The organism is Pseudomonas sp. NPDC088429, from assembly GCF_044753305.1.
Lineage (GTDB): Bacteria > Pseudomonadota > Gammaproteobacteria > Pseudomonadales > Pseudomonadaceae > Aquipseudomonas > Aquipseudomonas rustica.
This window is the reverse complement of record NZ_JBIVMX010000006.1, coordinates 141,268-155,655: the sequence shown is the minus strand read 5'-3', so window position 1 is coordinate 155,655 and position 14,388 is coordinate 141,268. Positions and strand designations below refer to the sequence as shown.

The 14,388-nt window shown below is 53.7% G+C and carries 7 protein-coding genes, 1 tRNA gene and 1 pseudogene; 6 read left to right on the top strand and 3 right to left on the bottom strand.

The features are described 5' to 3' along the window. From ihfA to ACIP66_RS06350, 6 genes and pseudogenes are all read left to right on the top strand, one after another. Positions 1 to 261: pseudogene (gene ihfA / locus ACIP66_RS06375) on the top strand (integration host factor subunit alpha); the annotation flags it as partial. Further along, on the top strand, positions 242 to 598 hold the full coding sequence (locus tag ACIP66_RS06370) for a MerR family transcriptional regulator (RefSeq protein ID WP_223471987.1): 357 nt from the start codon (positions 242 to 244) through the stop codon (positions 596 to 598). The pseudogene ihfA and the gene ACIP66_RS06370, both read left to right, overlap by 20 nt. Positions 599 to 687: 89 nt before the next feature. After that, positions 688 to 764: transfer RNA gene (locus ACIP66_RS06365), tRNA-Pro, on the top strand. A 921-nt stretch (positions 765 to 1,685) separates the two neighbouring features. Beyond that, positions 1,686 to 3,068 (top strand): hypothetical protein, encoded by a 1,383-nt coding sequence (locus ACIP66_RS06360; protein WP_048377036.1) that lies wholly within the window; start codon positions 1,686 to 1,688, stop codon positions 3,066 to 3,068. Then, positions 3,065 to 5,008, top strand: a complete 1,944-nt coding sequence (locus ACIP66_RS06355; RefSeq protein WP_400646391.1) for a hypothetical protein — start codon at positions 3,065 to 3,067, stop codon at positions 5,006 to 5,008. The genes ACIP66_RS06360 and ACIP66_RS06355 overlap by 4 nt, the downstream gene beginning before the upstream one ends. Beyond that, entirely contained in the window at positions 5,005 to 7,791 is a 2,787-nt protein-coding gene (locus ACIP66_RS06350) for a DEAD/DEAH box helicase (protein ID WP_400646389.1), read from the top strand. The genes ACIP66_RS06355 and ACIP66_RS06350 overlap by 4 nt, the downstream gene beginning before the upstream one ends. A 318-nt stretch (positions 7,792 to 8,109) precedes the next feature. On the opposite strand, the gene ACIP66_RS06345 is transcribed toward ACIP66_RS06350, so the two are convergent. The 3 genes from ACIP66_RS06345 to ACIP66_RS06335 form a co-directional block, all read right to left on the bottom strand. Next, positions 8,110 to 8,307 (bottom strand): hypothetical protein, encoded by a 198-nt coding sequence (locus ACIP66_RS06345; RefSeq protein WP_400646386.1) that lies wholly within the window; start codon positions 8,305 to 8,307, stop codon positions 8,110 to 8,112. Positions 8,308 to 8,466: 159 nt separating this feature from the next. Then, a complete protein-coding gene (locus tag ACIP66_RS06340; protein ID WP_400646383.1) occupies positions 8,467 to 11,895 on the bottom strand; it encodes a DNA-binding protein in 3,429 nt (1,142 codons plus the stop codon). After that, positions 11,831 to 14,386, bottom strand: a complete 2,556-nt coding sequence (locus ACIP66_RS06335) for a chromosome partitioning protein ParA (protein ID WP_241485576.1) — start codon at positions 14,384 to 14,386, stop codon at positions 11,831 to 11,833. Before ACIP66_RS06335 ends, ACIP66_RS06340 begins: the two co-directional genes overlap by 65 nt. Positions 14,387 to 14,388 lie beyond the last annotated feature (2 nt).

Here is a 14,388-nt window from a genome sequence, read left to right as displayed (position 1 = left end):
TGAAGAGCTGGGCCTGAACAAGCGGGTAGCCAAGGAATTGGTAGAACTGTTTTTCGAGGATATCAGTCTAGCTCTTGAAGACAACGAGCAGGTCAAATTGTCCGGTTTCGGCAATTTCGACCTTCGGGACAAACGCCAGCGGCCTGGCCGCAACCCGAAAACGGGGGAAGAAATCCCGATCACGGCTCGCCGTGTGGTCACCTTTCGTCCAGGCAGAAGTTGAAGGCCCGAGTTGAGGCTTATGCTGGAACCAAGTCATAACGACGAACTACCCGTCATCCCGGGCAAACGCTACTTCACCATCGGTGAAGTCAGCGAGCTGTGTGCCGTAAAGCCACACGTGCTGCGCTACTGGGAGCAGGAGTTTCCTCAACTCAACCCCGTCAAACGCCGCGGAAACCGCCGGTATTATCAGCGCCAGGACGTGCTGATGATCCGGCAGATCCGCGCGCTCCTTTACGATCAAGGTTTCACCATCGGCGGCGCACGCTTGCGCCTGTCCGGCGATGAAGCCAAAGACGACACTACCCAATACAAACAGATGATTCGCCAGATGATTGCCGAATTGGAAGACGTGCTGTTGGTTCTCAAGAAATAAAAAGCTGCTTTTGAATACTTCCAGTTTTCAAAAGCTTGCGATATATTCTTGAGCGCTCTTCGAGGTGAAGGGTGAGATGAAAAACCAGTCGGGGCGTAGCGCAGTCCGGTAGCGCACTAGCATGGGGTGCTAGGGGTCGAGTGTTCGAATCACTCCGTCCCGACCATATAATTCAAGGGGTTGCGAGATTTTATCTCGCGACCCCTTTTTTATTTTTGTCGTTTTTACCCCTACAAAACGACTGGCTCTGGGTGGAATCTTCGGCTGATACAAAGGCCAGAGTTTGTCCCGGAAGGCACAAGCAGCACGTCAATGCGTCCAGTCAGACCTTCAGGCCGAACGGACGTTTACGCAGAGCTGTCCGTTCTTGATCAGTTAATCGTTGCTCTGAAAATCGCGAACAATACTCTCGCTTGGACTGATAGGGCTGAGTGCGCAGACAGAAGTGTTCGAGAGATGTTGAATGGGGGCTGAGCTCGACTTCACGTGATTCGCGCCCTGGGCATGAGGATCCTCAGAGTCGGATTGTCGTTTTCATGTGCTTAACTAAGCGACACGCTTGGTCGGCTGACGTTCGCATATGGCTTTGCCGTACGGAGGGATGAAGCGTATCGTGCTGGCAAAAGGACATGAATAGATATTTGCCTCGCAAGGATGACGTTTCTTCTCTGAGCGCCCATCTCTACGCTGCATATCCTTAGCATCCTGCTTAAGGATCAGGCATCCAGACATTCCTAAAAAACATCGTTGGAACAAGCTTGCCGGGATGTCCTGCGTTTCTTCCTGCGTAAGCGTTGATAGCTCATAAAAGCTAACTTGAAGGCTGAAATGTGGATTTTTCGACATTATTAAAATTTTGGGATGACGCCAGCACTGCTCAGCTAATGGCTCCGCGTGTAGTCATGGTGGCCGTGGCGGCTTTATGCCTTTGGTATATCGAAGATATTTCATCCCATCGTTCGTGTTGAGCCGAAGGCTCAAGTCGCTTACCCCACATCACTCAAGTGGCTCCGCTTGAGATGCGCTGGAAAATTTTCTTGACGGGATGTGGGGGATATAACGGGCCAGCTTCAAACAAGGGAATGCAATGCAGTTAAACCGGTTTCTGACTGAATACGATGACGAGCTGAGCGGCGACAGCTATATCGACCCTCTAGGCGTGCTGGTGATCTGGTCGGCCTTTGGCCAGCAGATCTTCCGCAACCGGGTCAATTCCATTTCCAACGACGTGCGCAATTACACCCTCAACCTGCTGCACCATACGTTGATTCGCGACTTGTGCGACGACGATGCCGTGCAACCCAGCAAGGCGCTGGTCGAGGAGGTAGGCGATAAACACAGTCTGGCGTTACGTCAAGCTTGTTTGGTCTACCTGGAAAACCTTTTTACCTATGCAATGGTCGCTGCACCTGCCAATGCAGGGGTGGAAAGCCTGGGAATTCTGGGGGCCAGTAAGGCCCGTGCCCGGCTAGAGGCACAAGGCAATCCAAAGCTTCAATTTACCCACAAAAAAGCAGGCTACCTACTCGTACGCCAGTTGGGGCTAGGCGTGAGTGGGCGTTACAAGACCCCCTTTATGGAAATGGGCTTTTTTAACGCGACCTACAACTACCACCATCAGCCCGAAGCGGCCAAGCTGTGGGACAAAAGCCACCTGCTGATCCAAGGCTGTGAACGACTGGCAGCTTTGTACAAGGAAGCCAAGGCGCATCTGATGGAGTTGCTGCAAGGCTATCGGCGCAAGTCTACGTTCTCCTTCGATGACTTGCCGGCCAGCCTGCTGGATGCCTACCGCAAGGCGCTACCAAGCCCAAGCCAAGTGGGTGCGGATACCCGTGATTTCTGGCTGGATATTACCGGCTTGGCTAGCGGCGCTGCGGGTGCTCTGTTGAGTGTGCTCGATAAACAGGCGCAGCAGTCGCCCGAGTTACCTTTGCCCATACAACAATTGTTTTCTTTGGGTCGTCAGCACTGTTGCGATCCCGTGGAGCAGCGAAAACTGCTTCACGTACAAACTCTGGAGCCTCTGCTGGCGGAAGCCGATTTGATGTTTACCTTGGCGCGTCATGCCAAGAATCAGAGTATTTCGCAGATCGAGGCCCACTGGCAGGCGCTTGGTCGTAATGCCAATACCCTGGCAACCGCTGCTAGTCAGATAGAAGAACTTCCGTCGCTGACTTCCGTGTTGACCGGCACCGGCCAAAAACGCCTGGGATATTTACTGAAGCTGTCCCGTACAGGAAGTTTTGCCGAGCAATTGCGCGGGTTGCTCGATTATCACGCAGGGGTGATGCGTGGTCGTGGGCAGCAGCCTTGGGTGCAAGCGCAGGATTTTGAGCGGATTAAAGTCAATGCCCGCACTACGACTTTACCGACCGCTGAAAAATGGCCAGCCGGGCGTTGGGTGAATAATTATTACATCCCGCAGTTCCGAAATCTGGTGGCTGGTTACCGGGGGGGGCAGCCATGAAACTGCTGAATGCCTTTGCCGAACAGATCAAAGTCTGCGGCAAGCTGAAGCGGGTGTGGCTGACAAGCTTCAATATTGATATCGAATTTATCGAAACCTACCTGCTGCCCACAATACTGGGGGCAGAGATCCCACGCACGCGTATGGATTATGAGGCCTTGCAGTTGGTGCTGAATGATAGCGGCATTGACTTTCGGGTGTTTTGCGATCGGCGCTTTATTGGTGCCGATCAGAACAAGCGCACTTCGATACCGGTATATGGAGTATCGCCGGGCAACAAGGTTGAGCTGACTCGCCTGGGGATCACCGAAGACAGCCTTTTCCATGCCAAAGTGATTTATCTGGAGGGGGAATATGGCCGCGTGTTGGGTGCGGGCAGTGCCAACCTGACGCTCAGTGGCTGGGGGCGCAATCAGGAAGTCTTTCATTTTGTATCGGTGGAAACCCTGGCGCTTTACCAGTCGTTGAAAGCGTTTTTTCAGGTTGTTTTTGCCAATGTGGGCGAGGAGTGCCCCTTAGAAAAACGTAGAGTTTTTGCTCGAAGCGAGTCTCCCGTGCATTTCTGCCACAGCTTCCAGAGTGAGGCATTCATCAGCCAACTATTCGGTGGTAAATCGTTGCAGCGTCTGGCGGTGTGGTCGCCGTATTTTCCCAAAGACCTTGCAGGGTTTATTCGTGATCTGAAACAGAACTTCAACCAGCCCCAGCTGAAGGTCAGCTTGGTGGCGGACCGAGTGGATGGGCAGTACCTGCGGACCCAGTGGAGTGACGCGCTGGGGCAACTGTTCAAGGACAAAGAACTGATTCTGTGCCAGAACCCGCGCGCGCTGGATGAGCGGATGTCCATGTGCCACGCCAAACTCTGGAAGACTTCCAGGCACCTGGCGATCGGTTCCTGGAACTTTACCCATGCGGGGGCCAATGCACGAGTCGGCGGGCAGGCTGACGGGCGCCACAACAACATCGAAGCGGGCTTTATTATTGCTGACAACAGTCCGATTGATCCGCTGTTGGGTAAGGTGCTGGATGCACATGACGGCCTGTTTGCTACGGATGAACAATTGGCAGCCGAGGCGCTTGTGGCGCCTGAACCCCTGCCGTTTGATATTGCCGTAACGTTTGACTGGGCCAGCCAGACCTACTGTTTTAAAGGTCAGTGGCATGCAGCTTGCTCGCCGGAGCAGGACTTTACCCTGCGCTTGCCTGACCATGAAAAGCCACTTCCTCTGCACTGGATGCCGCAGAAAAAAGCCCTCCAGATCTCTGATCTGCCCATAGGTACAGTGCGCGCACTACTCACCGACCACTGCTTCAGAGTGTTTAGGGGGGACAAGCTTTGCCACGTTGGCATGCTGATCGAAACCCACACGCAGCATCGACGCGCCCAGCAGTACGATGATTTGAAAAGTCTGTTTGACGCCATGACGTATGCCGGTAACGAACCTTCGCTGGAAGATGCAAGCTACCGGGTGCGAGAAACCGAGAGCGGCGAGCTGCTTTTGGACGGGGCGACCTGGGATGGGAGCAATACGATGCAAGCTGTGGGAGATTCAGGCGAGATCAGCTACTTCCGGCTGTTTTCTGCCAGCTACCAGTATGCCGCGCGACTTCATGAGATTGAGCACATTCATACGCTCGAACGCTGGGTCTTTAGTCGGCCGGGCTGCCTGGAGGAGTTGGTAGGGAAAGCGGCTGAACGTATCGGAAAAAACGGCGCCGATGTGTTCAGCTGGTTTCTGGCTCAGGAAGTTAATGGCCTGTGTGAATTGGCAGTTCGTATTCGTCAACGCTTACCCAAAAATGGGCAGTCCGTGCCGCTGTCGCGATGGCGGGCATTGTTTATTACGGAGCCTGAATTACCGGCTGGCGCCAACGATGCTTATCGTCAGCGCTTGCAGCAGGAGTATCAGCTAATCAGTGGCAAGTGGGGCACACAATGAGTTCGCCAACCTGGGGCGGGTTAGACCCGCAGCGTGTCTCGCACTGGATCAACTTTGAGCGCAATGACCCCGCTTGGCATTATGCGCCGGATAATCGTGAATCGATGGCGGCCAAACAAACCGAAGGCGTGGCTTACCTATGGAACTTGCTTGCTGCCAATGGCGTTGCACTGCTGGCCGATGAGGTCGGCATGGGTAAGACCTTTCAGGCGCTTGGTGTGGCGGCTTTGTTGTGGAAGTTGAAGCCGCAAGCGCGTGTGTTGGTCATGGCCCCAGGCCGGGATATTTGCCGGCATTGGCGACGTGAATTCGAAACTTTTGTACGTGAACATTACCGCGAGGCCGACCACAGTGTGAAAAGCAGTGTCGACGGTAGACCGGTGCCCTCGGTACAAGAATGTTATCGACTGGATGATCTGGTGAATGAGGTTGAGCGGGGAACCGGGCATTTATACCTGACGACTATTCATTCCCTCAGTGGGCTGGTGGCGAAAAAGGACAAGTCCGATGGAGCGGGTGCGGCCAAAGCTGCAGCCGGGATCATTCATCAGCGGCTCAAAAACAAGCTGGGTGAGTCCGGCTTCGATCTGATCATCGTCGATGAGGCGCATTACCTGCGGAATTTGAATGGTGGGTCCCAGCGGGTCAGTGCTGCGCGTGCACTTTTTGGTGCTGAAGGACATCGACTGGGGGCGAAGAATTTACTGCTGACGGCAACTCCGAGTCACTCTCGGTTGATCGATGTGCAGAGTATTCTCAGCTACTTCACTGAGATTGACCCCGAAGGCGAGCTGGCAGCGCTCAGTGGCTCGGCTAGAACCAAAGCATTGTTGGAGAAGTATGCCCTTAGACGACTGCGGCTGATGGAAGGCGCTGGGGGGTTGTACAGTAAGCGCCACTATCGGCATGAGAAAGCCATACCCGCTGGCTTTGAGGGGCGGCCGAATGCGGAGATGTTCTTCGCGCTTTATCAGAAAAGGCTGGTGGCGGATCTGCGCAAGCAGAAAGAAAACAAGAGCCTTATGTATGGTTATCTTGAGGGCTTTGAGTCGATGGGCCATCTCCCGGTTTTGGCTCAGAGCAGCGATGATGACGAGGTTATAGAAATTGTGGACAAAGCTGCCGAGGACTTTTCCACGGCCAGTGATACAGAGCTTCTACGCGAGCTGACGGGGGATTACCGCAAGCAGTTTGGTACCTTTCCCGACCACCCCAAATACGGTGCATTGATTGATCAGTGTGTGCCCGAGGACCTGTATGGTCAGGACAAGATGCTGCATGACCATAAGCATTTGATTTTTGTGCGGCGTATTCCCTCGGTCCGCGAACTGACTCAACGGGTCAATGAGCGTTATGACGAGTTACTGGCAGGCATAATTGTTCAGGCCTGGGGCATACCCTTAAATGACCCTCGGGTGGGCGTTTGGCGCAAGACTGGCTGGTCGCGGGCGTCTTATGATCAGCTCATTTCCGGACTTGATCATGCGTTTGTCACGGACGAGGCTGTGGACATTGTTGGCGACGACGAGGACAGCGACGAGCATGGCGGCCAACTGGCATCGCGTATTGCTGAACTGTTCGTGGTTAAAAAGGAGCTGGGTGGCCAGATCGACTGTGTCAATTCACGTTTGCGCTTCAGCAAGCCAGAAAGTGTATTTTCATTGTTTCTGGAGCCTGCATCTGACTACCTGGAGGCGGGTTATACCGGCTATTACACTCAGGCAGATGCGAAGAGGGCGGACTATGCCAATGCCGCTAAATTCGCTCGTTTTCAACATTGGGGCAATCAGGAACAGCTAAAGCTGGCGATCGGTGATCGTGTACAGCCGGACGGCAAGTTCGATCAACCCATGTTTAGCGTTTGGTCGCTTCTGGTACCCCGGTTACCCGATTTGCTTCGACAAAAACTCAAGTGTTGGGCTGAGTCGGATAAGGCGGTTGCGGAAAATTTTGGCAATTATCTCAAAGCTGGCTTCCTGCATGCGAGCCCGGTGATTGTCGAGCTTTATGGGTGGTTTGTTGAGTTCCGACGCGGTAGGCGCGACAGGAATGTGCATGGCAATTACCGGAGTTTTTATCAGTGGGTGAGCGGCAGGATTGACGGGTCGTTGATGCTGCGCTACTTCATTGCTGCGCTTGAAACCTTCGATCAGCTGTGCGGCAAGATCATTGATCACGGTCTCAATCACTGGGATCATGAGTGGCGAATTCTTAAAGGTCTCACCAGCCCGGGCTTGTATGCCAGTGGAGAGAATAGTCATAGTCGGCAGCGGTTGATCCTTGGCTTCAACAGTCCGTTCTATCCCAATGTGCTGGTGTCTACTTCTGTGCTCCAGGAGGGAGTCAATCTGCACATGCAGTGTCATCAGATTCATCACTACGGGCTGGCTGGGTCACCCGGTGACAATGAGCAGCGGGTCGGGCGCCTTGATCGATTGTTCGGTTGCGTCAACCAGCGTCTGAAACATGCCGGTAATACTGATCTGAGCATCTATTATCCCTTTCTGCAGGGGTCCGTTGATGAGGACCAGGTCGCTTCGTTCATCGCGCGCAAACATCAAGTTGAAAAGCAGATGGATGCCTGCGTTCAGGCCACTTTTGACAAGCAGGTGCGGTTGAGCAATACGCAGGAGTGGAAGCAGTTCTTGCAGACGCCGGTTGATCGAGGGCGCACATTAATCAATGACCCCTACGGAGCCAGTTTTACGCAGGGCGATCTGTCCACAAACTATGAGCCTTATTTCGAATCTATCCTCGAGGTGTTGCCGCTGACCGAAAACTGACCCAGTGAAGACTTCGATTTCCTGCATCAGCTGGATCCGGTCGTGGGTATTACCGGTAACAGCCAAGGTCATAAACGTCCGATCCAGCAATTCAATACTCCCGGATTGCCTTACATCATGATTGGCACCGATACCATTCGGGAAGTCGATAATCTGCACCTGTGATCGGGCCATGTACTATGGCGTGGCGTGGACGTCTGGCGATCTTGAACAGCGCATTGGCCGGGTCAACCGCTATTTCAGCAGATAGAACGCCGTCTGATACAGACGGGCAACGGCGCGCAAGCGCCACCGTGGCTGGAAGTCCACTATCCACATTTAAGCAACATGTTGGAGCGCCAGCAGATCGAAATATTCATGGCGCGTAAACGCGAGGCTGATGCCGTTGTTGATCCACTGTTTGCCGTTGACCTGAGGAAGACGGCGAGTGGTGAGATTCAGCAGGGAATCCCAGCGGACTGGGAAGCGGCGGAGCTCATCCCGGACGTTGCCGGTTATTTTGGAACCCGCATGCATCTTCCCGCGTAGGGGGGAGTGCCTGCGGGGTAACCCAGGCACCACTCTTTTTCATGTGCATGACTCAAATGAACATACGTTAGATCCCACTCCGTGTATGGCGTAAAGTCTTGCCGGGGCGGGTGGGATCGGAGGCGCTTGATGTCGGATCCCTGTTGCTCATTCCTCAAGGTTATCGGAGATGCTGGTGATGTGGATCGCGTTTGCGCCATCGTCGCCAGTGAGATAGAGCCGCAGGGCGAAAAGCAGGTCAGGGGTGTGGTCACCGTCGGGCTTCTCGATGTTGATCTGCACCCGGGAAAAGAGACCGACCCTTGACTGCGCGACTAACTCCGTCACCCGTTCGACCTTATTAGCCAGTTCCTTGGTAATCCTCTGATGCGGCTGAAGGAGCATCTTGATTTCAGCGTCTGAGGAATCACGAACGCGAAGCAAACCCAGTAGAAGCTCGAGTAATTCTGCTGTAGCGCGAGTCCAGTTGACGGTAACCCGTTTGTCATTTTCGCCTTGCCTTGGTGGGCACGATCTGATTTGACTCAGCTTCGCGCTCAGCAAATCAAGCATTGACCTGAGCTGTGCCAAATCAAACTTCTCAATGAAGTGCTGGTCTCGCCAAACCGCATAAGCAAAAGCCCGGAGAGCGCTTTCCGTGGCGTGCTCCATAAGCTTCGACAATAATTGTTTCTGCCACGGCTCGGATACACTGCCCAGCGAAAAACCAAGTGCTCGTGGGTTGAAAACATTCTCCCTGGCGACCTGTTCGTTTAGCCACTGAACACACTCGTCGGGTGCGTCCTTGCCCATGCAACACATTAAAAAAAATATTTCGTTTTTTATAGGCTCTGGAAGAGCGCTTTCATTCAGTAACGCAACGAGATACCGAATATCGTCTCGGGTTGACTCGGAAAACTCTTTCGGACATTCCGGGTCGTCGATCGAACGTCCGTCGCACCAGATTTGTATGACGGGATAATAGAGTCCGCTGCGTATTTTTTTGACCATGCTTCTGGTTGATGCTTCGTCTAAATCCTTCAGACGCTCTGTTTCTGTATGATTTTGCGCGGCCACTTTACGACCGTAGTGTTTTCCCTCTTTTTCTTGAAGTTCAAATGAAATGCTATCTCCCTGGGTAAAGTCAGCATGATTCAGTCCGTGAATGAAATTATTCTGATGAATAAAGACCTGACCCTCGGTGGTGTCCCTATCGGCAAAGGTGAAATGCCCTCCTTTTTTATCAAGACACCAGTCCATTTTTATTACGCCGATCGTCCTGGCTTTGGGGCGGGTGTAAAAATCCTGGTCTAGTCGGCCGATTGCGTTTGTTACCCATTTAGGCAAATCAGATGTCTCATTGCTGTTGGGTTTTGGCACGCGGCGCAAGTCCGCCCATGTTACGGGAGCAGGGTACTCCGGAGCAGGAGCGTTATCAGTGATGCTGACCTCTTGCGTACGCTGCCATGTGGCACGGACCGGTTGGAAAGTGTCGTCGTGGGGTATGAAGAGTAGTTTGTAGGGGTCGTCCACACCGTATTCAAAAGTTAGGTGAAGTTTGCAAACGGTGTTTTCTCTCAATGGAAATGCAGTGGAGTCGAGGCGGGCCGAGTAACCGAGATCTTCGGAACTCTCACCCAGGAAAAGCGGGAATTGATAGAACGGTTTTCCGGCCGGAAGCGTGAAATCTTCGCCAACGTGGATGATGACCGGCCGGCCACGAATTGGTTTGACGGTTGTACCCCGCGACACGAGATGGAATCGCTGGTGGCGTCCATCTTTCAGTACTTTGATCGACAGCTCGGGAACCTGGTCGCGCCAGAGGGCAATTGCTCCGGCGCGTTGTTGCAGATTGTGGAGGCGAATGCCTCCGGTCACCGGGCTTTCCGTCAAGTTGATCGCGAATGCAAATGGCCCTATGCGTGAATCACGTTTCAGGGTCGATGCATCAATGACAGGTGGTCTCACTGCTCGAGTCGCATCGCACCACTTCCCTTGCGCGTCAACGGAAGCAATATCGGAATTTTTTTGTTCAGGTATCTCCGATTCCGCGCTTGCGATGACTATCGGGGGGTGCCGTTCCCAATAAAAGCCACCGGTTTCGGGCAGGCTTCTTTTAATGTCGGGGTCGAACTTGGCAAGAAGTTTGGTGACACACGTTTTGCCGCCTACGGTATCAATGACCACGATGGGGAAACCATCTTTTACTTTTGAGTAATCAACTCGTTCAAAGGCGGCAGCAACGCTGCGGGGGAGAGGTTCAGCGTCCGGGAAGCGTGCGTTGAGATTGCGGCGCACGACATCGAGTTCGAAGTCGTTGAGTGCGTCGGGAACCAACCAGACAAGCGTATTGCTCCTGAACACGGCGTGTAGCCTGGAGGCAAATGCGCGTGCGGCACGGTCCAGATGCTCGGAGGTGGTTTTGGAGAAAAAAAGGTCTGGAACGGAAAGCGTTGACACATGGGGATGATGGTAGGCGGCATCGGCGTTGAAGAGTTCGATAGCCACTGCATCGTCATCGTTTTTCCACTGTTGCCAAAGGAAAGTATCGGGCAGGGATTTGGCGGTTGTAGCAGCGGCATAGCGTGGACGCAACAGGGTGAGATCCACGCAAACCGGAGTGGAGATTCCTTGAACGCCGACGTTCCGATGGATTTTTTCTGGCGTTTGCTGAACCGCAACATTTGGCAGCCACGGACGAATTTCGAATGTTTCGAAATCGAAAAAAATGGGCATGTCCGCGAAGCGGTGCGCTCCTTCGGTCCACATTTTCGCGTATGTGGTCCAGGTGCGCAGCGTCTGGTTGCGCTCCTTCAGTTTTGACAGGTCACCAGCGGTGTCGTCATCCAGAGTCGATAGCCAGCGCCACGCATCCCATACGCGTCGGTAATCACGGTGCGATAGGAGGGTGTTGTTAGGCGGCAGGTTGTCCCATCGCGCAATATTCCGCGCTTCGTCGCAGCGCAGCCACATGTGGATTGTTGGGAGCAAGTCGTCCTCGTGACCGAGGCAATCTCTGCGCAACTCGAGCAGTTGCGCAAGGCGAACAACAAACGCTTTTAGAAGGCGGTTCTCCGGCAGGTCGACGGATTGGAACCTACGGACGGCCTGCAGATAAGGGTTCCCTGAGAGCTTTTCCCGGAGAGTGCGTCCCGGGCGATTGCTAAGCTTGATGAAACTGGTTGCGTCGAGTTCTCGCACTGCGTGAACAGGCAGCATCGCCTGTTCACGACGTGGTGTTTCGTTAAGTGCACGGAAAAGCCGCTCTACTGAAGCGCGACTATGTTCAGTGATGCGCCAGAGGCGATCGCGTACCAGTGCGCCTGTTTCTGGTGACGCGTACCTGGCAATCTTCGAAAGCACTGAGGATAGCGATTGAGGCAACGCCTGTCCGCTTTTGGGATCAAAGTCGACGGCACAGCAAAACCAGTCTGATTGCTCGAACAATATCCGCGCTACGTCACTATATTCTCCAACGCCTCGGTAGTTGGCATAGAGATCTGGCAGCTTGATTTTCACCCATTGGGAAGGGTCAGATATCATGGTCGACAATTTTTCCAGCCCTCGCATTTTCGTCCAGTTGCTTGCGTAGTTCATTCCGTTTATTAGCGGGCTTCATGTTCCATGCTTTTTGGCGTTTATTCTGGTCCTGCTCGTTTATTTGAAATAACGGATGGGGTTCTTCGTCATTGTCAGAGGTCGTGTTTGCGAGCGCCTCGGTACTGAGAACTGTTATTTTGGTGTCGGCACTGTTCAAATAGTTTGCGGACTGCCAGATGAACTGGCCGTAGCCCAGTTCGCAGGCAAGGTCGAAATCTTCGGAAAGATTGAAGCTCTGGCCGCCAATGCCGGCAACGATCTGGCCCCTGATTTTGTCGAGGCATTCAGTCTGGCTTTTTCCTCGCGTATCGATGCCGCGAAGCTTGGGCATGACCTTTTGCACCAGTTGATCTTCAAAAGCGATATGCATCGCTTTCGCCAGCAGGTGCTTGTCTTTTGCCCTCTGAGCAGCCCGAACATCCGGGTAGTTTGCCATGTAATATTCAATGGACTGCCAGACTCGGTGGCCAAGCGCGCGGCCGGAAACCGACAGCGCGTCATTCATTTTTTCAATGAACTCCTTGAATGGCTTGATCTCTTCTTCCGAGAAACTGCTGCCCTGAACCACCCAGCTCTGCCAAGATGTTTTATGTAACGCAGGGCCACGATTGGAGTCATCAAGTGGCATTAGTTTCAGGCGACGTTTAAGTTCGGTAGGACGCGGGAAATTAATAATGATGGAGCGATCGATGACCTTGTCGGAGAGTGACTTGGTTGTTTCATCCTGGTTCATCGTTCCTGCCCACAGGACATTACGGCCGAGAGGGAGCTTGTAGGGTTGCATTCCAGCACCGACTTTTACGGGCAGGAACGGTACATCCTCGCCTTTCCTGCCGCGCCGCAGCTCAAGCTTGCTCAGGAATTCGGCAAAATAAAGTTCAGGGTGGGCAAGGTTCATCTCGTCAAGAAGAACGAGGCAGACGGCATCTGACAACCCCGGATAATCATCACTCCAGCGTTTCTGGCTTTGCGCCAGAAAATGCAACACCGCCTGGGCGTCGAATTTGTTGTCAATCGAATTGAAGAAGCCAAGCATGGACTCCTGCGAGTCCCAGTTTGGCTGGACTGAAAGCGGCTCGTAGAAAATACCGCCGAAGTGTGAGTAGAGGCGAGGCAATTCGGATTTGCCGGTGCCGGAAACGCCCGAGAGCACGGTAAGGGGAGACCATTCGGCCGTTTTTAGCGCTGTATGGAATGCTTTCAGGATACGGGGATTGAAGTGCAAACCATATGTGTTGCAGGCACCGCCAATACCTGTGAGCCATGTCATTTCGTCAATTTCGGCTTTGACTGGCGGCTTGGCTTTTTCCGCGCTGAAGTGCGGGATCTCGATTTCCTTGTGCCGCGCCTGGACTTCAGCGGGACGTTCATAAGCAGCACGCAGGCGATTGAGTTCGGCTTGTGCCTCGTTGGCCGATCCCTCAAAGATGGAAGCCTGCTGCGTCAGAGACTTAATTGCCGCGCCAAGTTCGGAATTTTTGTGGCGTAGATCGCCAGCTTCCGCGGCAGCGGCTCTATTGTTTTCTAATTGCCGTGAAGCCTCGTCTGCACGGGCCTTCTGATGTTTAGTTTCCAGCTCAAGTGCCTGATGCCGCTCGCGCATCTCTTCGGTGGGCCGCGTCGCCAGTTCTTCACGCAAGCGCTTCAGCTCATCGGTTTGACTGTTCAGGTCGCGCAGGATCTCGACCGGTTCTTTGCCACCGAGTTGCCGCTTCAACTGCTCAAATGCGCCAAGCAGGCCGGTTTGTGCTGCAAGGCTTTGTCGCAGGCGGTTGTTTTCCTCCACATACGACTGTTTTTGCGCATCCAGTGATTTACGTGCTTCTTCCAGGCGCAAACCGAGTTCTTCATCAAGTTGCTCGATACGCCTCTGCGATTGCTGCTCCAGCCGCTGATCCTTGCGCTCCAGAGCCCGTTCGGAGTTTTCAAGCTCCAGTTTTCGCCCTTCGATTTCGCCTTGCAGGGCCGACAGCGCTCCTTTTTGCCTTGCAAGTTCGGAGTGTTTAGCGTCGAGCAATTGTCGTGCCTCGTCCTGGCGCTTGTCCCATGCTTCGCGCTCTCTGGATATATCGGCACGGATGCGATCGCGCTCAATGTTTTCAGCGCTGGAAATATCTGCCAGGCGTTTGGCTCTTAGCCTGGCGACTTCATCGTCAAGGGCGGCAAGCTTCTGCTCGCGGCTATCTGCAATCTCGCGCTCGGTATCGATGCGTTTATCGCGCAATTCGGCATTCAGGATGGCACGCTCGTCGGCGAAGCCCCCGTCGCGCTTTTGTTCGTCGCCGATAAGCGCTTGTTCACGCTGGGTGAGCTGGGTCTTTTTTTCTACAAGCGCGCGACTTTCCTCGACAATGCGCTGTTCGCGTTCAAACATGGATCGTTCAAGCCCGGCGAGAACCTGCTCCCGAAGTGCTATGTCGGTTTCGCGCACCGCATGGTTCGTAGCATCCTGCTTCATGGCATCTTCCAATTCGCCAACGTGTTCCATTC